The sequence below is a fragment of the uncultured Sphingopyxis sp. genome (genome assembly GCF_900078365.1).
In the GTDB taxonomy this organism is placed as follows: domain Bacteria; phylum Pseudomonadota; class Alphaproteobacteria; order Sphingomonadales; family Sphingomonadaceae; genus Sphingopyxis.
Map to the genome: position 1 here is coordinate 253,975 of NZ_LT598653.1, position 24,351 is coordinate 278,325.

The following is a 24,351-nucleotide window of genomic DNA, read 5'->3' on the forward strand; positions in this document are numbered from 1 at the left end:
CGCGGGGGTGCGGGAGGAATTGACCGATGCGCCACAAGGAACAATCCGAAGGCCCCTCCGTCCGCGTGCTGCGCGTGGGCGAACAGGTGCGCCATATCCTCTCCGAAATCCTCGCGCGCGGCGACGTGCATGACGATATTCTCGCGACGCATCCGGTCAGCGTGACCGAAGTGCGCATGTCGCCCGACCTCCGCCACGCGACGGTGTTCGTGAAGCCGCTGCTCGGCAGGGACGAAGAGGCGGTGCTCAAGGCGCTGCGCACCAACACCGCCTATCTCCAGCGCGAAGTCGCGCACCGCATCCGCATGAAATATGCCGCGAAACTCAAATTCCTCGCCGACGAAAGCTTCGACGAGGCGAGCCATATCGACAAATTGCTGCGCGATCCGAAGGTGCTGCGCGATTTGGAGGGCGGGGAAGCGGAACAGAGCTGATTCCCCAGTCCGCTCGTCCTGAGCTTGTCGAAGGACCGTCCTTCTTCAAAGCGTGAAGGAAGAACGGCGCTTCGACAAGCTCAGCGCGAACGGGTTTGGGAGTTTATTTCTTCCCCTTGATCCCCGCCGCCGCTTCCAGCTCGACCAGCGCCTCTTCCAGATAGTCGATCATCCGCTGCGCGTGCGGCACGCTGCGGCGGCACGCGGTGATGCCGAAGTCGATATTCCGGAAATTCGACACCTGCGTGATGTTCATCGCCATGCCGTCGACGGGGATGCTCGCAGGATACATGCCGTCGAGCCGCGCGCCGTTCCAGTACATCTGCTCGCGCGGCCCCGGGACGTTCGAGATCGTTACCGAATAGGCGGGAAATTTGTCGGCGGTGCGCGTCAGCGCGGTCAGCATCATCGGGAAGCTGGTGATCGCGGTATAGAGCTGGATCTGCGCCGCGGTCATCGCGCGCAGCTGCGCCTTCGCCGAGTTCATCGACTCCTGGATCATCGCCATGCGCGTCGCGGGATCGTCGATATGCGTCGCGAGGTTCGCGGTGACCGACGCGACCGAATTGCCCGAATCGATGTCGTCCTTGGGCCGGATCGACACCGGCGCCATGGCTTTCAATGGCTTGTCGGGCAGTTCGTTCAGCGATTGCAGATATTTGCGCATCGCCCCCGCGCACATGCCCAGCACCGCGTCGTTGATCGTGCCGTCATAGGCCTTGCCCATCGCGCGCACGCGTTCCAGCGACCAGCTTTGCGCGACGAAACGGCGCGCGCCGGTGATGTTGCGGTTGAAGCTGGTGCGCGGCACCCCGGCAAAGGGCGTCGCAAGGCCATCGCCGCCGATGCCGAACATCGCCGCGAGATACTGGTTCATCGCCTTGGTCACCCCGACGCTGTTGCCCCATTGCTCCTTCAGGAAATCGCCGATCGCCTTGATGTCGGTGAGGTTGGGGCGCGCGGGCTTCTTCGGCGGCGGGAACTGGCGTTTGTACGCCTCATAGGCTTCGACCGAGAGCGGCGAGGCGGCGCGCCGCTCCTCGGGGTCCGCCGATAGCATCGAATTATAGAAATGAATGCTCGCGGCGCCGTCCATCAGCGCGTGGTGGACCTTCTTGAAGGTCGCGATCTGGCGGTTGGGCAGCCCCGAGATCAGCGTGATCTCCCACAAGGGCCGCGTGCGGTCGAGCAGCCCCGAATGGAGCCGCGAGGCGAGCTCGAACATCTCGCGATAGCGCCCCGGCTTGGGCAGCGCGGCGGCGCGGACATGATAGTGCATGTCGATGTCGCGATCGGGGGCGAGGCGGATCGGGCCGTACTGGCCGAAGGGGGTCAGTTTCAGCACCTCGCTGAACGGCCGCCGCAGTCCCTCCGACTGGCGGAGCAGCGCAAGCTGCTCGTTGAGCCACTCGGTTTCGTCGACGCCCTCGGGCAGCGTGTAGAGGTTGATGCCGCCGATGTGCATCGGCATCTCGCGGCTCTCCCCCCACAGGAACATCGCGTCGGTCACCGGCATCAAGCGCATCGGCAGCTCTCCCCGCTCAAAATGCTGCATCTTTTGAGGCGCAGCATGACAGGGGGCGTAAGCGAGTCAAGCCGCCCTTCATTTCCTCGTCACCCCGGACTTGATCCGGGGTCCCGCTCAGCGACGTCGAAAAGCTGGGCCCCGGATCAAGTCCGGGGTGACGAAGGTTGAGATGCACGGTATCGCCGCACCATGGCAAAGCTCTATTTCTACTATGCCAGCATGAATGCGGGCAAATCGACCACGCTGCTGCAGGCGGATTTCAACTATCGCGAGCGCGGCATGGAAACGATGCTGTGGACCGCGGCGCTCGACGATCGTTATGGCGCCGGGCAGATCACCAGCCGCATCGGCCTGCTCGCCGAGGCGCATAAATTCGACCCCGACAGCGACCTGTGGGCGGCGGTGAGCGGCGAGAACCGCCAGCGCCCGCTCGCTTGCGTGCTCGTCGACGAGGCGCAATTCCTGTCGCGCGAGCAGGTGCTGCAGCTGGCGCGGCTCGCCGATGAGGCGAATATCCCGGTGCTCTGCTATGGCCTGCGCACCGATTTCGCGGCGAACCTGTTCCCCGGATCGGCGGCGCTGCTCGGTCTTGCCGATGCGCTCGTCGAGCTCAAAGCCGTGTGCGAATGCGGGCGCAAGGCGACGATGAACCTGCGCGTCGACGAAGCGGGCCGCGCGGTGGTCGAGGGCGCGCAGACCGAGATCGGCGGCAACGACCGCTATGTCGCGATGTGCCGGCGGCATTTCATGGAAAAGCGGCGTCAAGTGGCCGGAGTGCTTGCCGATGCTTGATCGCCTCTATGTCGAGCTCGCCGACGGCGAGCTGCGGCTCGTCAAGCTGGCCGAGCCGCATCGCGAGGCGCTCCGCGCCGCCTGCGCCGCCGACGCCGACATCTGGCCGATCTATTCCACGAGCTTCGATTCCGGGCATTTCGACGCGGCGTTCGACGCGCTGGTCGGGCATGCGAGCCGCATGCCCTATGCGATCTTCGCGGGCGACACGCTCGTCGGCATGACCGCCTGGCTGCGTCCCGACGTCTCTGCGCAGACGGTCGAGATCGGCAACTCCTATATCCATCCCGCTGCGCGCGGCACCGGCCTCAACGGCCGGCTCAAGACGCTGATGATCGACCACGCCTTCGCGACCGGCATCCGCCGCATCGAATTCCGCATCGACGAGCGCAACAAACGGTCGCAGGCGGCCGTCGCCAAGCTCGGCTGCACCAAGGAGGGCGTGCTGCGCTCCGAACGCATCACCTGGACGGGCCATGTGCGCGATACGGGACTCTGGTCGCTGCTGGCGGAGGAGTGGGCGAAATAGTCCTCCCCATCGCTGCGCGACAGGGAGGATCGCGTCAGCACTGGTTCAGCCTGCCTCTGCTAGGCGAGTCGTCATGAAGAATCTCGCACTCTCCCTGGCCGCCATGCTGCTTCCCCTTTCTGCGGCGGCGGCCATCGAGCCCGCCGAAGACTCGCGCGCGCTCGGCGTCGAGGCGAGCATCGTCTTTCCCAGCGACAGCTCGATCCGCACCTGGCGGGCCGACCGCGACCGCGGCATCTGGATCCAGGATCGCCGCCGCAACTGGTATTACGGCACCTTCGCCGGCATCTGCCGCGATGTCGATTTCGCGCAGGCGATCGGCGTCGAGACGCGCGGCGCGGGGCGGCTCGACCGGTTCGCGTCGATCATCGTGCGCGGCGAACGCTGCCCGCTGACCTCCTTCGTCACCTCGGCGCCGCCGCCGTCGAAGCGCGACAAGGCGAAGGACATCATGGGCGAAAAGCCCGCGGCAAATTGACAATTGCCGCCTGGCGCGCCTAGCGGCGCTGCGATGAACGGCTGGATCATATTCGACAAACCCGTGGGTCTCGGCTCGACGCAGGCGGTCGGCGCGGTGAAGCGCGTGTGCCGCGAGGCCGGGCTGGGCAAGGTCAAGGTCGGCCATGGCGGGACGCTCGATCCGCTCGCGTCGGGCGTGCTGCCGATCGCGCTCGGCGAGGCGACGAAGCTCTGCGGGCGGATGCTCGATGCGAGCAAGGTCTATGACTTCACCATCGCGTTCGGGACCGAAACCGCCGGGCTCGATGCCGAAGGCGAGATTGTCGCTTCGAGCGACGTGCGACCGACGCTCGCGGAAATCGAAGCAGTGCTGCCCCGCTTTACCGGACCGATCGAGCAGGTGCCGCCGGCCTATTCGGCGATCAAGATCGATGGTGAGCGAGCATATGACCGCGCGCGCAAGGGCGAAGCGGTCGAGATGAAGGCGCGGGGGGTCGTCATATATTCCCTTTCCATCCGTCATCCCGGCGAAGGCCGGGATCTCGCCATTGGCGGCTCAGACCCGGACCGGCGAGACCCCGGCCTTCGCCGGGGTGACGGGTTGGGGTCAGGGGAGGGGCTTCAGGAAATCACCCTCACCGCCCACGTCTCCAAAGGCACCTATATCCGCAGCCTCGCCCGCGACATCGCGTGTGCGGTCGGCACCGTCGGGCATGTCACCATGCTCCGCCGCACGCGCGCGGGCCCCTTCACGCTCGAACAGGCGATTTCGCTGGACAAATTGAACGCTTTCGGCCAAGGGGCCGCGCAATCAGAAATAATTCTGCCGCTCGAGGCAGGGCTGGTCGACATCCCGGCTCTGAACCTTTCCCCGGAAGCGGCAGGGGCGATCCGTCAGGGTCGCGTCTGGGCCGGGGGTAGCACGGAAGACGGGCTCTATTGGGGAAGGGACAGCGATATGCGTCCCGTCGCCCTGATCGAGGCTTTGGCGGGAACGCTGAAAGTCGTCCGGGGCTTCAATCTGTAACAAGGATGTTCGAGGAAAAGAATATGTCGATTACCGCCGAGCGCAAAGCCGAAGTCATCAAGGATAATGCCCGCGAAAAGGGCGATACCGGTTCGCCGGAAGTCCAGGTCGCGATCCTGACCGACCGCATCAACACGCTGACCGATCACTTCAAGGCGCACCACAAGGACAACCACAGCCGCCGCGGCCTCCTCATGATGGTCAACAAGCGCCGCAGCCTCCTCGACTATCTTCGCAAGAAGGATGAGGCCCGCTATTCGGCGCTGATCGCGAAGCTGGGTCTTCGTAAGTGACGCAATCGTTCGGCCCCCGGTAACGGGGGCCGTTTACGTATTGCGTCATCCCCGCGCAGGCGGGGATCCGGGGCGGGATCAAGCCGAGTTTTCATTCCGCCAGCGGCCCCCGCCTTCGCGGGGGCGACGTAAAGAGTAAGGGCCGCTCCCGCATCCGGCGGGACCGCCATAGGGCAGACAGACGCCCTGAACCGCCCCGGGCCGGACTGCCCGGACACAGAGGCCCCGCCCGGCATAGGGCCCGGCGGGCGAAGGAAACCACATGTTTGACGTGAAAAAAGTATCGATCGAGTGGGGCGGTGAAACGCTGACGCTCGAAACGGGCAAGGTTGCCCGCCAGGCCGACGGCGCCGTGATGGCGACGCTGGGCGAAACGGTTGTCCTGTGCGCCGTGACCGCCGCGAAGTCGGTGAAGGACGGGCAGGACTTCTTCCCGCTCACCGTCCATTATCAGGAAAAATATTCGGCCGCCGGCCGCATCCCGGGCGGCTTCTTCAAGCGCGAGCGCGGCGCGACCGAAAAGGAAACGCTGGTTAGCCGCCTGATCGACCGTCCGATCCGCCCGCTGTTCCCCGAAGGCTTCTACAACGAGATCAACGCCATCGCCCAGGTGCTGAGCTATGACGGCCACAACGAGCCCGACATCCTTGCGATGGTCGCGGCGTCGGCCGCGCTCACCATTTCGGGCGTGCCCTTCATGGGCCCGATCGGCGCCGCGCGCGTCGGTTATCTGAACGGCGAATATATCCTGAACCCGACCGACGAACAGGTGGCCGAGGGCGACCTCGACCTCGTCGTCGCGGCGACGCACGACGCGGTGATGATGGTCGAATCCGAAGCCAACGAGCTGTCGGAAGAGGTGATGCTCGGCGCCGTGTTGTTCGCGCACGATGCCTGCAAGGAAGTCGTGAAGGCGATCATCAAGCTCGCCGAACAGGCCGCCAAGGAACCTTGGGAAATGGCCGCGTCGGACGACAATGCCGCGATCAAGGACAAGATCAAGAAGCTGATCGGCAAGGACATTGCGGCCGCCTACAAGCTGACCGACAAGTCGGCCCGCTCGAACGCGCTCAACGAAGCGCGCGCGAAGGCGAAGGCGCAGTTTACCGAAGACGGTCTCGACCCGCAGGCGGTGATGGCGGGCATTAAGCTCACCAAGAAGCTCGAAGCCGAAATCGTCCGCACCGCGATCCTCAAGGACGGCAAGCGCATCGACGGCCGCACAACGACGCAGATCCGTCCGATCGTCGCCGAAACGCACTTCCTGCCGCGCGCGCACGGCTCGGCGCTGTTCACCCGCGGCGAGACCCAGACGATTGCGACCGCGACGCTGGGCACCAAGGATGCCGAGCAGATGATCGACGGCCTTAACGGCCTGTCGTACCAGCACTTCATGCTGCACTATAACTTCCCGCCCTATTCGGTCGGTGAAGTCGGCCGCTTCGGCGCGCCGGGCCGCCGCGAAGTCGGTCACGGCAAGCTCGCGTGGCGCGCGCTGCACCCCGTGCTGCCGACGAAGGACGAGTTCCCCTATACGATCCGCCTCACCAGCGACATCACCGAGTCGAACGGCTCGTCGTCGATGGCGTCGGTGTGTGGTGGTTCGCTCGCGATGATGGACGCCGGCGTGCCGATCAAGCGCCCCGTCTCGGGCATCGCGATGGGCCTGATCCTCGAAGGCAAGGATTATGCGATCCTCAGCGACATCCTCGGCGACGAGGATCACCTCGGCGACATGGACTTCAAGGTCGCGGGAACGTCCGAAGGCATCACCACGATGCAGATGGACATCAAGATCGCGGGCATCACGAAGGAAATCTTCGAAGCCGCGCTGACCCAGGCCAAGGAAGGCCGCGCGCACATCCTCGGCGAGATGAACAAGGCGCTCGGCGAAGTCCGCAGCGAATTGTCGGCGCACGCGCCGCGCATCGAGACGATGCAGATCGACAAGTCGAAGATCCGCGATGTCATCGGCACCGGCGGCAAGGTGATCCGCGAGATCGTCGCGACCACCGGCGCCAAGGTCGACATCGACGACGAAGGTCTGATCAAGATCTCGTCGAGCGACCTCGATCAGATCGAAGCGGCGCGCAAGTGGATCGCCGGCATCGTCGAGGAAGCTGAAGTCGGCAAGATTTATGACGGCAAGGTCGTCAACCTCGTCGATTTCGGGGCGTTCGTGAATTTCATGGGCGGCAAGGACGGTCTCGTCCACGTCAGCGAAATCAAGAACGAGCGCGTCGAGAAGGTGGCCGACGTCCTCAGCGAAGGCCAGGAAGTCAAGGTCAAGGTGCTCGAGATCGACCCGCGCGGCAAGGTCCGCCTGTCGATGCGCGTCGTCGATCAGGAAACCGGCGAGGAACTCGAAGACACGCGTCCGGCGCGCGAACCCAGAGGCGATCGGGGCGAGCGCGGTGACCGTGGCGATCGCGGCCCGCGTCGCGACGGTGGCGACCGTGGCCGCGGCGGCCGCGACCGTGGCCCGCGCCGCGATGGCGGCGACCGCGGCCCGCGTCGCGAGCGCAGCGAAGACGGTCCGGAAGATCAGGGCCATGTGCCCGACTTCCTGAAGGACTGAGTTCTTCCGCTACCGGAAAAGAGAAGGGGTCGCCGAAAGGCGGCCCTTTTTTGTTGCAGTTCATTCGGCGGCTTGGGGTGGACTATGGCATTCCCAACATTCGTCATTCCCGCGAAAGCGGGAACCCAGTGTGGAATCAGCCGACGCAGGCTTTGGGTTCTCGCTTGCGCGGGAATGACGAAGCTGTGGGATACTGAGCGTCGCTTTTCGGTCGTTTCCAGTCTTCGTCATCCCGGACTTGATCCGGAATCCATTCTTCCCGACGCCCGCGCGAATGGACCCCGGATCAAGTCCGGGATGACGATGAAAGGAACATCCTCCCTGTCGCACAGCGATGGAGAGGTGGCAGCGCGAAGCGCTGACGGAGGGGCTCAGGGCGCACCGCCGCGGCCCCTCCACCACTCGCTTCGCGAGCGGTCCCCCTCCCCACGGCTTCGCCGCAGGGAGGATTTCATGGCAGCTACCGGCCGCCAGCCGCCGTCGTTCCCATCTTCGGCAGGCGGGATCAACGCTGCCGCTGCCGCCAGTCGGCGTAGAGATCGGGTCTGCCGTCGAGACGAACCGGCAGATGGCGGATCTTCATCGTCTGCTCCGGAAAAGGCTTGGCGAGATCCTCGTAGATCGCCGCCGTCGACAGGCCATATGGCGTTCCGTCCTCGTTCGAATAGGCATAGGTCACCGCCGCAATCCCTGCGAGGCGCATCGCCGCCATGCACATCGGGCAGGGATGACCGCTGGCGAAGACCGAGCAGCCGGCGAGATCGGGCCCCGCTATCCCGCTCGCGGCCCGGATCGCGTTGAGCTCGGCATGCGAGGTCGGATCGCCGGTTGCGATGACCTCGTTCACCGCCGAGGCGATGATCCGTCCGTCGCGAACGACCACCGCGCCGAACGGGCGACCGCCATTTTCGGCATTGGCATAGGCCAGCGCGATCGCCTCGCGCAGATAGTCTTCGCTCTCCATGATGTGCTCCATCTCAAGAAACGCCCGCGATCCGGTTTCCGGCATCCTCGCGATACAGCGACCAGTCGGCGGGACATTTGTCGACGGCTTTCGGCAACCCCTGCATCCCTTCGGTTACCCAGCAATCGTTGAAGATCGAGCAATAGCAGGCGCGGACCTGGAGCTTCCACCGCTCCTTGTTGAAAATCTGCCAGACTTTCTCGGTCGCGGGAGTGCGCGGAAAACTGACGAATTCGATGGTTTCGCCCGGACGAACCGCGATCCCGGTCGAAGGCGAAGTGGAAAAGCGCAAGGCGCGCGCCTCGGTCTTCGCGCAGCATGACCTGAGCAGTTCGACCGGGGTGCTTATCGGTTTGCCCTCATAGCGGATTTCGATGGGGCCGAGGATCGCGGGGCCGACGCCATTGTTCGTCAGCGACAGCGAAATATCCTGATTGCCCTCCTCGTCCCCATTGCTTGTCCCGAAGGTGACGAAGGGCATGACGCCGCCGGTCTGCATCTTCTGCGTCGCGTCGGCCTGGACGAAAGCGAACCAGGCGAGCGCGAGCGAGGCGATCAGCGCGGGCAGGCCGATGAGGAAATGGGCGATGGTGATGAACGGAAGGTAGCGCAGAAAGCGCGAACTCAGCTCGGCCGCGGTCGACGCCGCCGGGGCGGCGGCAGGCTCGGTTTCGCGGGCCGGAATCTCGTCCATCGTTTCTTCCATCTGGATCGTGAGGGGGCGGGCGGAGCCTGCCTAGCCTGCTTCGTGCGTTTTTCCAACCGCGGCCGGGCGGCAAGGGCGGCGCGGATGCCGCTTCGTAAAACCGCTCGCATCGGCGCGGCGATTGCGCTTATGATCGGCGCCATGCTGACCCTGTTCGCCGTGCTCGCGCTCGCCGCCCAATCGCCGTCCGTCCCGCCGCAAGCGACCCAATTGCCGCCGCCGGTGCCGTCGGTTCCGGCGCCTGTCACGCCGGTCGTCGAGGCCGATACGCGGCCCTATGTCGCGCTCGTCACCGATCTCGGCACGATCACCGTGCGGATCGAGGACAAGCGGGCGCCGATCACGGCCGCCAATTTTCTCCGCTATGTCGATGCGAAGCGCCTCGACGGATTCAAATTCTATCGCTCGACGAAGAGCTGGGGGCCGGCGAGCCAACTGATCCAGGCGGGCAACCGCGGCGATGCGCGGCGGAATTTCCCGCCCATCGCGCACGAGCCGACGACGGCGACCGGGCTCACCAATTGCAAGGGCGCGCTGTCGATGGCGCGGCTCAACCCCGGCGACGCGACGAGCGACTTCTTCCTGCTGCTGTCCGACATCAAGGGCTTCGACGCCGATGCGGTGGGCGGCGACGGCGCGGGTTTCGCGGTGTTCGGCGAAATGGTCGGCGGCGCCGAGGTCGCGGAGGCGATCTTCAACGCGCCGATCTCCCCCACCGCGGGCGAGGGCGTGATGGTCGGCCAGATGCTCGAGCCGCAGGTGACGATCAAGACGGCGCGCCGCGTGCCCGCGCCGCCCGATGCCTCGGCGGGTTGCGTCGTCAAGACGCCGTAAAGCTGCGCCGGACCCACCATCATTTATTTTGCGTTCATCCGCGCTGTGGCTATACCGCGCGCATGACTCATCCTTCCTCCTTGCGCGTCACGACGCGCCTGCTCGCCGCCGCTCTTGTGATCACGCCGATGCTGGCGGCCTGCGCCGGCGGCGGCGGGGTCAAGAAGGACACGCGTTACGTCGCGCGCGACGTCAACACGCTCTATCGCGCGGCGCAGGACCGGCTCGACCGCAAGCAATACGGCCTCGCCGCGGCGCTGTTCGACGAGGTCGAGCGTCAGCATCCCTATTCGCCCTGGGCGCGCCGCGCACAGCTGATGAGCGCGTTCAGCTATTATATGGACCGCGAATATACGCCGGCGATCGAGGCGGCGCAGCGGTTCCTCGCGATCCACCCGGGCAACAAGGACGCGCCCTATGCCTATTATCTGATCGGCCTCAGCTATTATGAGCAGATCAGCGACGTCACCCGCGATCAGAAGATCACCCAGCAGGCGCGCGCCGCGCTCGGCGAAGTGATCCGCCGCTATCCCGACAGCCGCTACGCCGCCGATGCGCGGCTGAAGGTCGATCTGGTGCAGGACCATCTCGCGGGCAAGGAAATGGAGATCGGCCGCTTCTATCAGCGCAGTTCGAACTGGCTCGCGGCGTCGATCCGTTTCCGCGAGGTCGTCGACAAATATCAGACGACCAGCCATGCGCCCGAGGCGCTCTACCGCCTGACCGAATGCTATCTCGCGCTCGGTATTCCGGTCGAGGCGAAGAAGTCGGCTGCGGTGCTCGGCGCCAATTATCCGGGCAATGAATGGTATGAACGCGCCTACAAGCTGATGCAGAAGCACGCGCCGAGCGCGTGATGCCCGAGCGTCGCCCCCGCGAAGGCGGGGGCCGCTGTCGGCGCGGCGCAAGGTTGCCGGCGGCCCCCGCCTTCGCGGGGGCGACGCGCTATTACCGAATAGATTCGCATTTTGTTCTGCGGTAAGGACGGCGCATGCTGACGGCGCTGTCCATCGCCAATATCGTTCTCATCGAACGGCTCGACCTCGATTTCGAGGCGGGGCTCGGCGTGCTCACCGGTGAAACGGGGGCGGGCAAGTCGATCCTGCTCGACGCCCTCGGCCTCGCGCTCGGCGCGCGCGCCGACAGCGCCTTGGTGCGGCAGGGCAGCGACAAGGCGCAGGTGACGGCCAGCTTCACACCGCCCGCGGCGGACACGCGGCTCGCGGCGCTGCTCGCCGACAATGAAGTTGCACTGGAACCGGGCGAGCCGCTGCTGATACGCCGCACCTTGAAGGCCGACGGCGGCAGCCGCGCCTTCCTCAACGATCAGCCCTGTTCGGCGGCGCTGCTGCGCGAAGTCGGCGGCCATCTGGTCGAAATCCACGGCCAGCACGACGACCGCGGCCTGCTCGCGCCTGCCGGGCACCGCGCCTTGCTCGACGCCTATGCGCGCGCCGATACTGGCGCGGTCGCGGCGGCGCATGCGGTGTGGCGCGCCGCCGAGGACAAGCTCGCCGCCGCGCGCGCCGCCGTCTCCGAAGCCGAGCGCGACCGCGAGTGGCTCGAACATTGCGTCGCCGAACTGCAGGCGCTTGGCCCCCAGCCGGGCGAGGAAGCCGAACTCGCCGAAGCGCGCGCCGCGATGCAGAAGGGCGAACGGATTGCGGGCGATCTCGGCGCGATCCTCGAGGCCTTCGACGGCAGCGCGGGCGGCCCGGCGCTGCTGCGCGGCGCGGCGCGGCGGCTCGACCGGCTCGCGGGCGATCACCCGCTGCTCGCCGAGGCGCTCGCCGGGCTCGACCGCGCGATTATCGAGGCCGACGAGGCCGAAACCAGGCTGCACGATGCCGCGCGCGCGATGGAATATGACCCCGAACGGCTCGAGGCGACCGAGACGCGCTTGTTCGAACTGCGCGCGATGGCGCGCAAGCATAATGTCCAGCCCGACGAACTCGCCGAACTCACCGGCACACTCGCCGCAAGGCTCGACGCGATCGAAGGCGGCAGCGCGGGGCTCGCGAAGCTCGAAGCTGCGGTTGCCGAGACCGCCGCCGCGTACACCCATGCCGCGACCGCGCTCTCGGACCAGCGCGTCAAGGCCGCGATCCGGCTCGACGCCGCCGTCGCGGCAGAACTCATACCGCTCAAGCTCGACGCCGCGCGGTTTCAGACCGCCGTCGAACGGCTGCCCGCCGAACGCTGGGGCGCCGAGGGGATCGACCGCGTCGAATTTCTCATCGCGACGAACCCCGGCGCGCCGTTCGCGCCGCTCGCGAAGATCGCGTCGGGCGGCGAACTCTCGCGCTTCATCCTCGCATTGAAAGTCGCGCTTGCCGAGGAGGGTGGCGCCGGCACGATCATCTTCGACGAAATCGATCGCGGCGTCGGCGGCGCCGTCGCGAGCGCGATCGGCGACCGGCTGGCGCGGCTTTCGGGCGCGGGCAAGCAATTGCTTGCGGTGACGCACAGCCCGCAGGTCGCGGCGAAAGGCGCCTTCCATTTCATCATCGCCAAATCGAGCGAAGGCACCGTCACGCGCACCAGCGTCCACGCGCTCGACGACGCCGGCCGCCGCGAGGAAATCGCGCGCATGCTGTCGGGCGCCGAAGTGACCGAGGAAGCGCGCGCGCAGGCCGAGCGGCTGCTGGACGTCGCGGCGTGACCGCGCACCCGCTCGATCGCCCGATCTGGTCGATGCTGACCGGACGGCAGGCGCATCTGGCCGAGGGTGAGGGCGGGGCGCTCAGGATCGATCGCGGCTATGGCGTGTTCGGGGTCGCTGCCGATACGGGCGCCGCGGCGCAGGCGGCACTCGCGGCGCTCGTGCCCGAAGAAGGCGAGATCTGGATCGTCGAGGGCGAGCCCTGGCCGGTGCCCGACGGCACGCGCGAGGTGAAGCGCGCGGTGCTGGCGCAGATGGTTGCTGAGGGCGCGCCGCCCGTCACGCGCGCGGGCGAGCCCGCGATCCTCGCGCTCGGCGAGGCGGACGCGGCCGAAATGGCGGCGCTTGCCGGCCATGCGAAGCCGGGCCCTTGGGGACCGACGACGCATCGCTACGGCCCCTTTTTTGGGATTCGCGAAAACGACCGGCTGCTTGCGATGGCGGGGCAGCGCATTCTCGTCCCCGGCATGGCCGAGGTCAGCGGCGTCGCGACCTGGGCCGATTGCCGCGGCCGCGGCCTCGCGCGGGCGCTGATCGGCCATGTCATGCGCGAAATGGTGGCGCGCGGCGAGACGCCCTTCCTGCACAGCTACGCCGACAATGCGGGGGCGATCGGCCTCTATGAATCGCTCGGTTTCCGCATCCGACGTCAGGTGCATGTGCTGGTGATCGCCAAGTGAAGCGGCGCGAGCATCTCGCGGCATTGCTGGCGATGGCGGCGATGCTGCTGCCCGCGACGAAACTCCGCGCTCTGGAGGCGAAGATGGAAGAAGCCGACCCGCAATATGGCCTCATCGGCCAGATGATGGCCCAACCGGGCAAACGCGCCGATCTGGTCGCGATCCTCGCGCAAGGAACCGGGGCCATGCCCGGCAATATCGCCTATCTGATCGGCGAGGACAGCGCGAATCCGGATGCGATCTGGATCGTCGAGCTGTGGGAGAGCAAGGACGCGCACGCCGCGTCGCTGAAGCTGCCCGCCGTGCAGGCGGCGATCAAAAAGGGTCGCCCGTTGATCGCCGGATTTGGCACGCGCGCCGAATTCACGCCGGTGACGGCGCTTTGACTAAGCCCCTCCTCTTCAGAGGAGGGGTTTGGGGTGGTGCGGCGGCTTGGCGTGCGCGGGCGGCCACCACCCCGCTGCGACTAGGCAGCAAGCTGCCAAGTCTCGCTACCCCTCCTCTGAAGAGGAGGGGCTGAATGGTTTCCCGCGAGGATATGTTGTCCCGAGCCGCCCGAATGCGGCGCGAGCCGACGGAGCCTGAGAAATGGCTGTGGCGCTGCCTTTCCGGATCGAAGCTTGGAGGCCTGAAATTTCGCCGACAAGCGACCATAGGCAATCGGATCGTGGACTTTTTCTGTCCTTCAAAGGGGCTGATCGTCGAAGTGGATGGCAACACGCATGATCGCGAAGCGGACGGGGCGCTGGACCGGAAGATGGCCCGGCAATATGGCTATGCGACTATTCGCATCACCAACGAGGATATCCGCACCAATATGGACGGCGTGCTGCAACATATCGAAACCCAAGCGGCGAGGCTGGCCGACCGGTGGCCCCACCCCAACCCTTCTTCTGACGGGGAGAGGCTTTAATGACCGAAATCGAATCCCTGTCCGAGGCCGAGGCCGCCAACGAGCTGATGCGGCTGGCTAGGAAGATCGCCCATCACAGCAAGCTTTATCATGCCGAGGATGCGCCCGAGATTTCGGACGCCGACTATGACGCGCTCGTCCGCCGCAACAATGAAATCGAGAATGCCTTCCCGCAACTGATCCGCGCCGACAGCCCGAACAATCAGGTCGGCGCCGCGGTCGAGGGATCGCCGCTCGCCAAGGTCACGCACCGGCAGCGGATGATGAGTCTCGACAATGCCTTCGCTGCCGAGGATGTCGAGGAGTTCGTCGCGCGCGTGCGCCGCTTTCTCAACCTCGGTGCCGATGCCGCGGTCGCGCTGACCGCCGAGGACAAGATCGACGGCCTGTCCTGCTCGCTGCGCTATGAAAAGGGCAAGCTCGTCCAGGCCGCGACGCGCGGCGACGGCAGCGTCGGTGAGGATGTCACCGCCAACGTCCGCCACATCGCCGACATTCCCGACGAACTCGTCGCCCCCGCGAAGGCGGGGGCCGCTGGAGATAGCGTACAAACGCCAACGGCCCCCGCCTTCGCGGGGGCGACCGATATTCCCGATGTCTTCGAGATTCGCGGCGAGGTCTATATGGCGAAAACCGACTTCGTGGCGCTCAACGCGCGATTGATGGAAGAGGGCAGGGCGCTCGCGGCGCAGCGCGAACAGGATTTCGATCCCGCCACGGTCCGCCAGTTCGCCAATCCGCGCAACGCCGCCGCGGGTTCGCTGCGCCAGAAGGATGCGAGCGTCACCGCGTCGCGTCCGCTGCGCTTCCTCGCGCACGGCTGGGGCGAGGTCAGCGCGCTTCCCGCCGATACCCAATATGGGGTGATGAAGGCGATCGAGGGCTGGGGCGTGCCGGTGTCGCCGCTCTTGAAACGCTATGAGAGCGCCGAGGCGGTCCTCGCCCACTATGCCGAAATCGAGCGTCGCCGCGCCGAGATGGACTATGACATCGACGGCGTCGTCTACAAGGTCGACCGGCTCGACTGGCAGCAAAGGCTGGGCTTCGTCGCCAAGGCGCCGCGCTGGGCCATCGCGCATAAATTCCCCGCCGAACGCGCGCAGACGACCTTGGAGGCCATCGACATCCAGGTCGGCCGCACCGGCAAGCTCACCCCCGTCGGGCGCCTGACCCCCGTCACCGTCGGCGGCGTGGTGGTATCGAACGTCACGCTCCACAACCGCGACGAAATCGGCCGGCTCGGCGTGCGCCCCGGCGACCGCGTCGTCATCCAGCGCGCGGGCGACGTGATCCCGCAAGTCGTCGAAAATCTCACCCGCGACGAGGATCGCGCGGCCTTCGCCTTTCCCGACCATTGCCCGGTGTGCGGCAGCGAGGCGGTCGCCGAGGAGGGCGAGGTCGACGTCCGCTGCACCGGCGGCCTCATCTGCAACGCACAGAAATTCGAGCGGCTGCGCCACTTCGTCAGCCGCGGCGCGCTCGACATCGAGGGGCTCGGCGAAAAGAGCATCGCCGAGTTTCTGGAACTCGGCTGGCTCGACAAGGGGCCGGCCGACATCTTCCGGCTCAAGGCGCATCGCGACGAACTGCTCGGGCGCGAGGGGTGGAAGGAAAAGTCGGTCGACAATCTCTTCGCCGCGATCGAGGCGAAGCGGCAGCCCGACGCGGCGCGGCTGCTCTTCGGACTCGGCATCCGCCATGTCGGCGCGGTGACCGCGCGCGATCTCTTGAAGGGGCTGGGCGACATAAAGCGGCTCCCCGAAAAGGCGGCCGAAATCCACGCCTATCTTGAAGCCAACCCGCGCGGCGAGGGCGAGTCCGACGGCAAATATACGGCACGCCGCGTCGAGGCGTTCAAGGCGATCCTCGAAGTGCGCGCCGACGGGATCGGCATCGCGGTCGGCGAGGCGCTCGCCGATTTCTTCCACGAACCGCACAACCGCGCGCTGTGGGACGATCTCCTCTCCGAAGTCGCGCCGCCGCTTTACGTTGTCGAGACGCGCGCGAGCGAGGTGTCGGGGATGACGGTGGTGTTCACCGGCAAGCTCGAGACCATGAGCCGCGACGAAGCCAAGGCGCAGGCCGAGGCGCTCGGCGCCAAGGCCGCGGGCAGCGTCAGCGCCAAGACCGACCTCGTCGTCGCGGGCCCGGGCGCGGGGTCGAAGCTCAAGCAGGCGAGCGCGCTGGGGATCAGGGTGATCGACGAGGGTGAATGGGCGAAGATCGTCGAGGCGGCGGGATGATTCTGTTGGCCGTGCGTATCATCACAGACAGCGCGGCGAAAACGCTGTGAAGGGGCGACATGGCAAAGCGTGACTATCTCCGGAATCTGATGCGCGACCTCGAATCGCACACCGAGGTGCGGCGGTTCGGCAGCGGGTGGCTTTCGGGCTTTTTCGGTCTGCTCTTCGCGATCGCGGGCTTCTTCATGGTGATCGCGCTGCGCTTTCCCGACTGGTTCGCGACTCCCGAGCTCGACATCGTCAAGAATTGGGGCGGGTTTCGCGGCCTCGTCCACGCGACGCTGCTGGTCAGCTACGGCCTTTCGCTGCTCAGCCTGCTGCTGCGGCCCCGGAAAGTGCTTGGGCTCACCGCGCTGATGATCGGGCTCGCCGCGATCCTCCTCGGCGGCGCGAACGTCCAGCCGCAGGAAACGCGCGACTGGGGCATTTTCTTCGGGCTCGATTTCTTCGCCGTGAACCTGCTCGTCACCGGCTTCATGTTCGCGCCGCTCGAACGCGCGTTCCCGCACCGCCGGGCGCAGCGCCTGTTTCGCACCGAGTGGCGCGAGGATCTTTTCTATTTCCTCGTCAGCACGATGTTCGTGCAGATATTGAGCTTTCTCGCGCTCGCGCCGCAGCAGTTCGTCAATGCGCATACGTCGAGCTGGGATGCGTTCCGCGCTGGCGTCGCGGCGTTGCCGTGGATCGTGCAGTTCCTGATCGTCCTCGTCGCGTCGGACTTCGCGCAATATTGGTATCATCGCCTGTTCCACAAAATCCCCTTCCTGTGGGGTTTTCATGCGGTGCATCATAGCGCGAGCTCGATGGACTGGCTGGCGGGATCGCGGATGCACCTGGTCGAAGTCGTCCTGCTGCGGTCGGTGACCTCGCTGCCTTTGTTCACGCTCGGCTTCAGCCCCTCGGTGATGCAGGCCTATATCGGTTTCATCTATGTCTGGTCGTCGCTGCTCCACGCCAATGTCGGGGGCAATTTCAACCGGCTCGGCCATTGGATCGCGACCCCGCGCTTCCACCACTGGCATCACGGGCTCGAGCGTGAGGCGTTTGACGTCAATTTCGCGATCCATTTTCCGTGGATCGACAAGCTTTTCGGCACTTTCCACTTGCCCAGGGACCGCTGGCCCGAAAATTACGGCATCCCCGAGGATGTGCCGAAAAACTATTGGCGCCAGTTCCTCTATCCCTGGACGCGCACGGGCAAGAAGACCGGCGAGACGCCAGCGGAGTAGCGGGGCGGGATAGGGCAATCTGTCCGCTTGCCAGCCGCGCGGCCGCGCCATAAGGCGCGCAGCGTGGGCCTGCTTGCCGCCTTTCGCCGTCCCGGCATCCTGCTGCTTCTGCCGCTGCTTCTCGCGCTCGCGGCGCGGGTGCTCGTCGCGCCGGGCTGGATGATCGAGAGCGACGCCGGCGGGTCGATCACCGTCCGCATCTGTTCGGATCCCGCCAACCCCGGCGGCACGATGACGATCCCGCTTGAGAAAGCGGGCAGCCACGACGCGGGCGAGGTGCAGCAGCATTGCCCGTGGGGCGCGCTCGCCCATGCGCCGATCGTCCCCGATGTGCCCGTTCTGACAGCCGCCCCGATGGCGGCGGAACCCGCGCCCGTCGCGCCGCCCTCGCTCGGCTATGCGCCGGGCATCGCCTCTCCGCTTCCGCCGAGTACCGGACCACCTTCCCTGGCATGAAATTCGGTCGCCCCGGCGAAGGCCGGGGTCTCGCCCTCGCGTTCTGACGCGACGTCGAGATCCCGGCCTCCGCCGGGATGACGATATATGTTGCCGCGCCAGCCCTGTGCGCGGCCCCATTCCTGTTTCCGGGGAAGAAATTTCCAATGACAAAATATGCCTATCAAGCGGCGCCCTTGCTGGCGCTCGCAACCTGTCTCGCCGCCGGTCCCGTCCGTGCCGAAGAAGCCGACTCAACGATCATCGTCACCGCGCCGCAACTCACGAACGAAGCCGAGGAGCGCGTGGCAAAGACCGCCGGCGGCACCGACGTCGTCGGCCACGAGGATTATGCCGACAAGTCGATCGTCTCCTTGCGCGACACGCTCGCCTTCTCGCCCGGCGTCTATCTTCAGCCGCGCTATGGGCAGGAAGTGCGGATCTCGATCCGTGGTTCGGGGCTGTCGCGCGGCTATCATATGCGCGGGCTGACGCTGCTGCAGGACGGCGTGCCGATCAACCTCGCCGACGACAATGGCGATTTTCAGGAGCTCGAGCCGATCTTCTTCGATCATCTCGAGGTCTATCGCGGGGCGAACGCGCTGCGCTTCGGATCGGGCACGCTCGGCGGCGCGATCAACGGCGTGACCCCGACGGGGCGTACCGCCGAGGGCCTTTATCTGCGCGCCGACGCGGGCAGCTTCGACAGCGTGCGCGGGCTCGTTTCGGCGGGCGTCGCGAGCGGCGCGGTCGACGCATGGGGCGCGGTCAGCGCCGACACGTCCGACGGCGACCGCGATCATGCGAAGCGCCGCAGTTTCCGTTTCAACGGCAATGTCGGCATGCAGTTCAGCGGCGTGGTGTCGAACCGCCTCTATGTCAGCGTCAACAGCATCGACCAGCAGATTCCGAGCGCGCTGACGATGGAACAGGCGCTGACCACGCCGCGCCTCGCGACCGCGGGGACGATCGCGGGTGATCATGGCCGCGACATTGATTCGATCCGCATCCAGAACCGCACCCGCTTCGACTGGGGCGGGGTGAAGCTCGACGTCGGCGCCTTCGTCAACGCCAAGTCGCTTTACCATCCGATTTTCGAGTTGGTCGATCAGGAAGGGCTCGATCGCGGGGGCTATTTCCGCCTCGATTACGCCGGCGACATATTCGAAGCGACGTTCGGCGGCGAACTGCGCGTCGGTGACATCCGGGCAAAGCGTTTCATCAATCAAGGCGGCAAGCGCGGCGCGCTGCGCGTGAACGCCGACCAGCATGCGCACGCGGCGTCGCTTTATGGCGAGGTTCGCGTGCGTCCGACGCCGATGCTCACGCTGATCGCGGGCGGCATCTATGCCGACGGACAGCGGCGGCAGGTGATGAACTTCAACGCCTCCGATCCGACGCAGAACGGCACGGTCGGCCGCGCCGATTTCGACGCCTTCTCGCCCAAGATCGGCCTGCTGTTCGAACCCGTGGCGGGGGCGCAGATTTACGCCAACTACAGCCGGTCGGTCGAATTTCCGGGCTTCATCGAACTGGGGCAGGTCGCCGCATTCGTCCCGCTCGACGCGCAGCGGGCGTGGACGGCCGAGATCGGGACGCGCGGCAAGAGGGGGGCGCTGAACTGGGACGTCACCTATTACCGGTCGACGATCAAAGGCGAATTGCTGCAATTCGACATCGGCCCCGACATACCGGCGTCGACCTTCAACGCCGGCCGCACGCTCCACGAAGGTGTCGAGGCGGCGCTCGAGGTGCAGGCGGCCGAGTGGCTGCGACTGCGCCAAGTCTACACCTACAGCAACTTCCGCTTCCGGGGTGACGCGCAGTTCGGCGACAACCGCCTGCCGGTCGTGCCGAAGCACGTCTATCGCGCCGAGCTGCGGGTCGGAACCGAAGCGCTGCACGTCGCGCCGAACCTCGAATGGGTGCCCGATGGTCCCTTCGCCGATTATCGCAATCAGGTGTCGGCCCCGGGCTATGCGCTGATCGGCGTGACCGGCGGCGCGACGATCGCCGACGGCATCGACGCCTTCGTCGATATCCGCAACATCACCGGCAAGAAGGCGATCGGCGACATCAGCGCGGCAATCGCGGTGACGCCGACCTCGGCGATCTATTACCCCGTCGAACGCCGCGCGGTCTCCGCGGGCATCCGCGCGCGCTTCTAGGAGGGCGGGGGATGACCGACAGCAACCCGGTTCCGCTCTATCGCACGATCTGGCGCTGGCATTTCTATGCCGGGCTGTTCGTCATCCCCTTCGTGCTTGTCTTGTCGGCGACGGGCGCCGCCTATCTGTTCAAACCCGATCTCGACCGATGGGAGGAGCGCGCGTGGCGCGGGCTGCCGACCGCGGGCGCGGTCGATGCCGACGCGCGGGTCGCCGCCGCCCTCGCCGATTTTCCGGGCGCGAACTTTCACTATTACCGCATCCCCGAGGCGCCGGGCGACGCGGCGATCGTTCATCTCGGCCTCACCAACGGCACGATGCGCGACGTCGCCGTCTCGCCGCAGGGTCGCGTGATCGGTTCGGCCGACCCCGACCGGCGCATCTCGGCGTGGCTGTCGCGCATCCACGGTAGCCTGCTGTTGGGCCGCGCGGGCTCCCTCATCGTCGAGCTTGCCGCGAGCTGGGCGATCGTGATGATCCTGACCGGCCTCTATCTCTGGTGGCCGCGCGGGCGCGGGGCGGCGGGGGTGGTCTGGCCGCGCCTGTCGCTGGGCGGACGAACCGCGCTGCGCGACCTGCACGCCGTCACCGGCTTCTGGGTGTCGGGCCTCGCGCTCGCCCTGCTTTTCACCGCGCTGCCGTGGACCGACGTCTGGGCAAGCGGCTTTCGCGCCGTCCGCGCCGAAATGGGCTGGGTGTCGGGGGTGCAGGACTGGAAGGGCGGTGGTGACCCGCACGCCGCGCACGATCACAAGGCGATGGCGATGGCCGATCATGCGGCACACCTGGCGGCGCCCACGGTGCCGCTCGCGCGCATCGTCGAACGCGCGCGCGCCGAGCATATGCCCGCCCCCGCGATCGTCCAGCCGCCCGGCGCGCCCAATCTCTTCGGTCCGCCGAATGGCGACACATGGACGCTGACGACGCAGACGCAGAACCGGCCGCTGGTGCGCAAGGTCAGCTATGATCCCGCGACCGGCGCCGAGGTCGCGCGTAGCGGCTTCGCCGACAAACATGCCATCGACCGCGCCGTGAACATCGGCATCGCGTGGCACGAAGGCCAGCTGTTCGGCCGCATCAACCAGCTGATCGGCGTCCTGACCGCGCTCGCGCTTTTCACGCTCGCGGTCTCGGGCTTCCTCATGTGGCGCCGCCGCAAACCCGAGGGCGCGCTTGGCGCGCCGCCGGCGGCGCGCGACCCGGCACGGCTCCGCGGCGTCGCCGCGATCATGCTGATCCTCGCCGCGCTCCTGCCACTGCTCGCCGCCTCGCTGATCCTGCTCTGGATCGCCGAGCGGCTGCTACTGCCGCGCCTGCCGCGCGCGGCGCGCTGGCTCGGCATGGCGCGCGCTAGGCCAGCGTGACCGCCTTGGGCGCCGCCGGCGTCGCGCCGGCGATATCCGCGTCCATATCCTTGTTCTCGGGAAAGATCGGCCACAGCAATTGCTGTCCCAGCGTCGCGGGCGGCAGGTTTTCGACACCATAGCTTTGCGGGTAATGCCGCGTGATCTTCGCGGTGCCGAACAGCACATCCCAGAAGAAGAGCAGGTTTCCGAAATTGCCCTTGTAATTCACCGCCGGATCGTCGGCGTGGCGGCCGTGGTGCGCGTGATGCGTCGCGGGGGTGCTGATCGTGCGTTCGACGACCCACATCAGCGGCGACAGCGCCTTGATCCGGTAGAGCGGAGCATCCCACGCGACATCGCTGTGCGCGCCGATGATCACCGCCATCTTGACCACCAGATAGCCGGCATAGAACCAGCCGAGCCCGAGATAGACGAGCGCGCCCGCGAACCAGATGCTCGGCATCATCGCATAATAGATGATGTTGTTCCGATAGACGAGCCGCACGCTCATATAGCGCGCATTATGGTGCGCGCGGTGCAGATTGTAGAGCCAGGCGAAGCTGTGCGACGCGCGGTGCCACCAATATTGCATCATATCCTCGAAGACGAGGAAGAGTGCGAGCGCGGCGATGAAGGGGATGCCCGCGAGCGCGCCTTCATAACCCGGGAAAAAGCGGTGGCCGAGCGTGCCGACCGCGAACAGGATCAGCGGCTGGGTCGCGATCAGCAGCGTGAAGGTGCTGACGATTTCGATGATGCCGTCGTTGCGCGTCTGCTCGCCCTTCGCGAACAGCCGGGTGCGGGCGAGTTCGAGCAGGCAGAAGCCGAGGTAGATGCCCGCGACGAGCAAGCTCGATTGCGCCGTGGTCAGATACATGTGCCGTCTCCCAAATCGAGCGGTCGATCGCCGCTTGCCTTTGCGGGCGTGATGCCACAGCGTCGCGAATCGAAATGCAAAGAAGTTATCAATTCGCCATGGCCGAACGATCGCGGCTGTCGGCGCACGAGCTGGGTGAGCTCGCCGCGCAGAGGCGGCCGCAGTCCTTTGCCGACGGCCAGTTCGTCCAGCATCGGGGCGATCCCGGCGATGCCTTCTGGGCTGTCGTTGACGGGCATGTCGCGGTCGGGCGCTATGCCGAGGACGGCGGCTTCACTTTGTTCGCGGTGCTCGCGGCGGGCGATCTGTTCGGCGAACTCGCCTTTTTCACCGGGGTGCCGCGACAGGTCGACGCCATCGCCAGCGGCGATGCGCGGCTCATCGCGATCGACCGGCCGCTGCTGCGCCGGATGATGGTCGCCGATGTCGGCTGGGCCGAACTGTTGCTGCGCAGCCTGTCGCGCCAGCTCGCGGGCGCGCTCGACCTGATCGACGCCGAACGGCGGCTGAGCACGGTCGACCGGCTGGCGCAGCTGCTCGGCGTGATGGCGCAGGACAGCGCGACCGGCGACATCGTCCGCGCGACACAGCAACAGCTCGCCGACCTGATGGGGGTGTCACGCGTCACCCTGGGCGCGGCGCTCGGCGAGCTGGCGCGGCGGGGCGTGGTCGAGCGCGGCTATCGTCACATTCGTCTCTGCGGGTCGCTTTCGCCGCATGGCTGAGCGGGTTATAGCGACACCATGATCGCGCTCCTCCGCAGCTTTGGCCTCCTCCTGACGCTCCTCCTGTTCGCTCCCCCTGCCATCGCACAGGAGCGCGGACCGGTGGTGCTCGCGGCGGCGAGCCTGCAGGAGTCGCTCACCGAAGCGGCGGATGCCTGGGCGGTGAAGGGGCACGCCAAACCCGTCCTCTCCTTCGCCGCCTCGTCGGCGCTTGCGCGGCAGGCGATCGCGGGCGCGCCCGCCGACCTCTTTCTGTCCGCCGACGAACCGTGGATGGATGCGGTGGCGAAGGCGGGTATGCTCCGCGCGGGCACGCGCGCGACCTTGCTCGGCAACCGCCTCGTGCTGATCGCGCCGAAGCGCAGCAAGGCCCGGCTGACCTTGGCGCGCGGCTTCCCGCTCGCAAGAGCGCTCGGCGCCGGCCGCCTCGCGCTCGCCGATCCCGATGCGGTGCCGGCGGGCAAATATGCGAAGGCGGCGCTGACCCATCTTGGTGTCTGGACCGGCGTTGCCGCAAAGGTCGCGCCCGCCGAGAATGTCCGCGCCGCGCTGGCGCTTGTCGAGCGCGGCGCCGCGCCGCTCGGCATCGTCTATGCGACCGACGCGCGCGCCTCGAAGGCGGTGCGCGTCGTCGGCACCTTTCCCACGTCGAGCCACCCGCCGATCCGCTACCCGGTCGCGCAGCTCAAGGCGTCGCGGCACCGGGACGCGGCGGCGTTCCGTGCCTTCCTCTTCTCGAAACAGGGCCGCGCGATCTTCGTCCGCCACGGCTTCTCGGCGCCCTGATGCTGTGGAAGCCGCCCAGCCCTCTCCCCTTCAGGGGAGAGGATATGGAGGCTTGGCGCGGAGCGCCTAGCCGGAGTTGGAGAGGGGGCGGCTGCGATCCTTCCCCTCTCCAAGCTCCGCTAGCTCCTGCGGAGCAAGCTGCG

24 protein-coding genes are annotated in these 24,351 nt (G+C 66.7%); 20 read left to right on the forward strand and 4 right to left on the reverse strand.

Going from position 1 to position 24,351, the window contains the following annotated elements:
- The first annotated feature begins 26 nt into the window (after window positions 1-26).
- Window positions 27-434 carry a 30S ribosome-binding factor RbfA gene (gene rbfA, locus QZL87_RS01150; RefSeq protein ID WP_295322773.1) on the forward strand — a complete coding sequence of 136 codons (408 nt, stop codon included), beginning with the start codon at window positions 27-29 and terminating at the stop codon, window positions 432-434.
- Window positions 435-537: 103 nt separating this feature from the next.
- Here rbfA and QZL87_RS01155 read toward each other — a convergent pair whose 3' ends face one another.
- Window positions 538-1,959, reverse strand: a complete 1,422-nt coding sequence (locus QZL87_RS01155) for a wax ester/triacylglycerol synthase family O-acyltransferase (protein WP_295322774.1) — start codon at window positions 1,957-1,959, stop codon at window positions 538-540.
- A gap of 192 nt (window positions 1,960-2,151) precedes the next feature.
- Here QZL87_RS01155 and QZL87_RS01160 point away from each other — a divergent pair, with 192 nt between their 5' ends.
- From QZL87_RS01160 to pnp, 6 genes are all read left to right on the forward strand, one after another.
- Entirely contained in the window at window positions 2,152-2,754 is a 603-nt protein-coding gene (locus QZL87_RS01160) for a thymidine kinase (protein ID WP_295322777.1), read from the forward strand.
- Window positions 2,747-3,283, forward strand: a complete 537-nt coding sequence (locus QZL87_RS01165; RefSeq protein ID WP_295322779.1) for a GNAT family protein — start codon at window positions 2,747-2,749, stop codon at window positions 3,281-3,283. Before QZL87_RS01160 ends, QZL87_RS01165 begins: the two co-directional genes overlap by 8 nt.
- A gap of 73 nt (window positions 3,284-3,356) precedes the next feature.
- Window positions 3,357-3,761 carry a DUF6491 family protein gene (locus tag QZL87_RS01170; RefSeq protein WP_295322781.1) on the forward strand — a complete coding sequence of 135 codons (405 nt, stop codon included), beginning with the start codon at window positions 3,357-3,359 and terminating at the stop codon, window positions 3,759-3,761.
- Window positions 3,762-3,794: 33 nt separating this feature from the next.
- Window positions 3,795-4,769 carry a tRNA pseudouridine(55) synthase TruB gene (truB, locus tag QZL87_RS01175; protein WP_295322783.1) on the forward strand — a complete coding sequence of 325 codons (975 nt, stop codon included), beginning with the start codon at window positions 3,795-3,797 and terminating at the stop codon, window positions 4,767-4,769.
- A gap of 23 nt (window positions 4,770-4,792) precedes the next feature.
- Window positions 4,793-5,062, forward strand: a complete 270-nt coding sequence (gene rpsO / locus QZL87_RS01180; protein WP_295322786.1) for a 30S ribosomal protein S15 — start codon at window positions 4,793-4,795, stop codon at window positions 5,060-5,062.
- A 262-nt stretch (window positions 5,063-5,324) separates the two neighbouring features.
- Window positions 5,325-7,640 carry a polyribonucleotide nucleotidyltransferase gene (pnp, locus tag QZL87_RS01185; RefSeq protein ID WP_295322789.1) on the forward strand — a complete coding sequence of 772 codons (2,316 nt, stop codon included), beginning with the start codon at window positions 5,325-5,327 and terminating at the stop codon, window positions 7,638-7,640.
- Window positions 7,641-8,145: 505 nt separating this feature from the next.
- Here pnp and QZL87_RS01190 read toward each other — a convergent pair.
- Both QZL87_RS01190 and QZL87_RS01195 read right to left on the reverse strand, forming a co-directional pair.
- A complete protein-coding gene (locus tag QZL87_RS01190) occupies window positions 8,146-8,604 on the reverse strand; it encodes a nucleoside deaminase (protein WP_295322792.1) in 459 nt (152 codons plus the stop codon).
- Between the two features lie 13 nt (window positions 8,605-8,617).
- A complete protein-coding gene (locus QZL87_RS01195; protein ID WP_295322793.1) occupies window positions 8,618-9,298 on the reverse strand; it encodes a hypothetical protein in 681 nt (226 codons plus the stop codon).
- A 96-nt stretch (window positions 9,299-9,394) separates the two neighbouring features.
- Here QZL87_RS01195 and QZL87_RS01200 point away from each other — a divergent pair, with 96 nt between their 5' ends.
- From QZL87_RS01200 to QZL87_RS01250, 11 genes are all read left to right on the forward strand, one after another.
- Window positions 9,395-10,144 (forward strand): peptidylprolyl isomerase, encoded by a 750-nt coding sequence (locus QZL87_RS01200; RefSeq protein ID WP_295322794.1) that lies wholly within the window; start codon window positions 9,395-9,397, stop codon window positions 10,142-10,144.
- A gap of 62 nt (window positions 10,145-10,206) precedes the next feature.
- Window positions 10,207-11,001 carry an outer membrane protein assembly factor BamD gene (locus QZL87_RS01205; protein WP_295322796.1) on the forward strand — a complete coding sequence of 265 codons (795 nt, stop codon included), beginning with the start codon at window positions 10,207-10,209 and terminating at the stop codon, window positions 10,999-11,001.
- 134 nt (window positions 11,002-11,135) lie between these two features.
- Window positions 11,136-12,806: a DNA repair protein RecN gene (gene recN / locus QZL87_RS01210; protein WP_295322799.1), complete on the forward strand. Its 1,671-nt coding sequence runs from the start codon at window positions 11,136-11,138 to the stop codon at window positions 12,804-12,806.
- A complete protein-coding gene (locus QZL87_RS01215; RefSeq protein WP_295322803.1) occupies window positions 12,803-13,486 on the forward strand; it encodes a GNAT family N-acetyltransferase in 684 nt (227 codons plus the stop codon). The genes recN and QZL87_RS01215 overlap by 4 nt, the downstream gene beginning before the upstream one ends.
- Before the next feature lie 32 nt (window positions 13,487-13,518).
- Complete coding sequence (locus tag QZL87_RS01220) at window positions 13,519-13,872, forward strand: putative quinol monooxygenase (protein WP_295327096.1); 354 nt, start codon at window positions 13,519-13,521, stop codon at window positions 13,870-13,872.
- A gap of 134 nt (window positions 13,873-14,006) precedes the next feature.
- Complete coding sequence (locus QZL87_RS01225) at window positions 14,007-14,399, forward strand: endonuclease domain-containing protein (protein ID WP_295322805.1); 393 nt, start codon at window positions 14,007-14,009, stop codon at window positions 14,397-14,399.
- Complete coding sequence (gene ligA, locus QZL87_RS01230; RefSeq protein WP_295322808.1) at window positions 14,399-16,642, forward strand: NAD-dependent DNA ligase LigA; 2,244 nt, start codon at window positions 14,399-14,401, stop codon at window positions 16,640-16,642. The genes QZL87_RS01225 and ligA overlap by 1 nt, the downstream gene beginning before the upstream one ends.
- Before the next feature lie 59 nt (window positions 16,643-16,701).
- A complete protein-coding gene (locus QZL87_RS01235) occupies window positions 16,702-17,871 on the forward strand; it encodes a sterol desaturase family protein (RefSeq protein ID WP_295322810.1) in 1,170 nt (389 codons plus the stop codon).
- A gap of 63 nt (window positions 17,872-17,934) precedes the next feature.
- A complete protein-coding gene (locus QZL87_RS01240) occupies window positions 17,935-18,327 on the forward strand; it encodes a hypothetical protein (RefSeq protein ID WP_295322812.1) in 393 nt (130 codons plus the stop codon).
- A gap of 146 nt (window positions 18,328-18,473) precedes the next feature.
- Window positions 18,474-20,474 (forward strand): TonB-dependent receptor, encoded by a 2,001-nt coding sequence (locus QZL87_RS01245; protein WP_295322814.1) that lies wholly within the window; start codon window positions 18,474-18,476, stop codon window positions 20,472-20,474.
- An 11-nt stretch (window positions 20,475-20,485) separates the two neighbouring features.
- Window positions 20,486-21,838 carry a PepSY domain-containing protein gene (locus tag QZL87_RS01250; protein ID WP_295322817.1) on the forward strand — a complete coding sequence of 451 codons (1,353 nt, stop codon included), beginning with the start codon at window positions 20,486-20,488 and terminating at the stop codon, window positions 21,836-21,838.
- On the opposite strand, the gene QZL87_RS01255 is transcribed toward QZL87_RS01250, so the two are convergent.
- On the reverse strand, window positions 21,825-22,697 hold the full coding sequence (locus QZL87_RS01255; RefSeq protein ID WP_295322820.1) for a sterol desaturase family protein: 873 nt from the start codon (window positions 22,695-22,697) through the stop codon (window positions 21,825-21,827). The genes QZL87_RS01250 and QZL87_RS01255 overlap by 14 nt on opposite strands.
- A 98-nt stretch (window positions 22,698-22,795) precedes the next feature.
- On the opposite strand from QZL87_RS01255, the gene QZL87_RS01260 reads away from it, so the two are divergent.
- Both QZL87_RS01260 and modA read left to right on the forward strand, forming a co-directional pair.
- The gene (locus QZL87_RS01260) at window positions 22,796-23,422 is read left to right on the forward strand and encodes a Crp/Fnr family transcriptional regulator (RefSeq protein WP_295322823.1); all 627 of its coding nucleotides are present in this window, start codon (window positions 22,796-22,798) and stop codon (window positions 23,420-23,422) included.
- 18 nt (window positions 23,423-23,440) lie between these two features.
- On the forward strand, window positions 23,441-24,208 hold the full coding sequence (modA, locus tag QZL87_RS01265) for a molybdate ABC transporter substrate-binding protein (RefSeq protein ID WP_295322824.1): 768 nt from the start codon (window positions 23,441-23,443) through the stop codon (window positions 24,206-24,208).
- Window positions 24,209-24,351 lie beyond the last annotated feature (143 nt).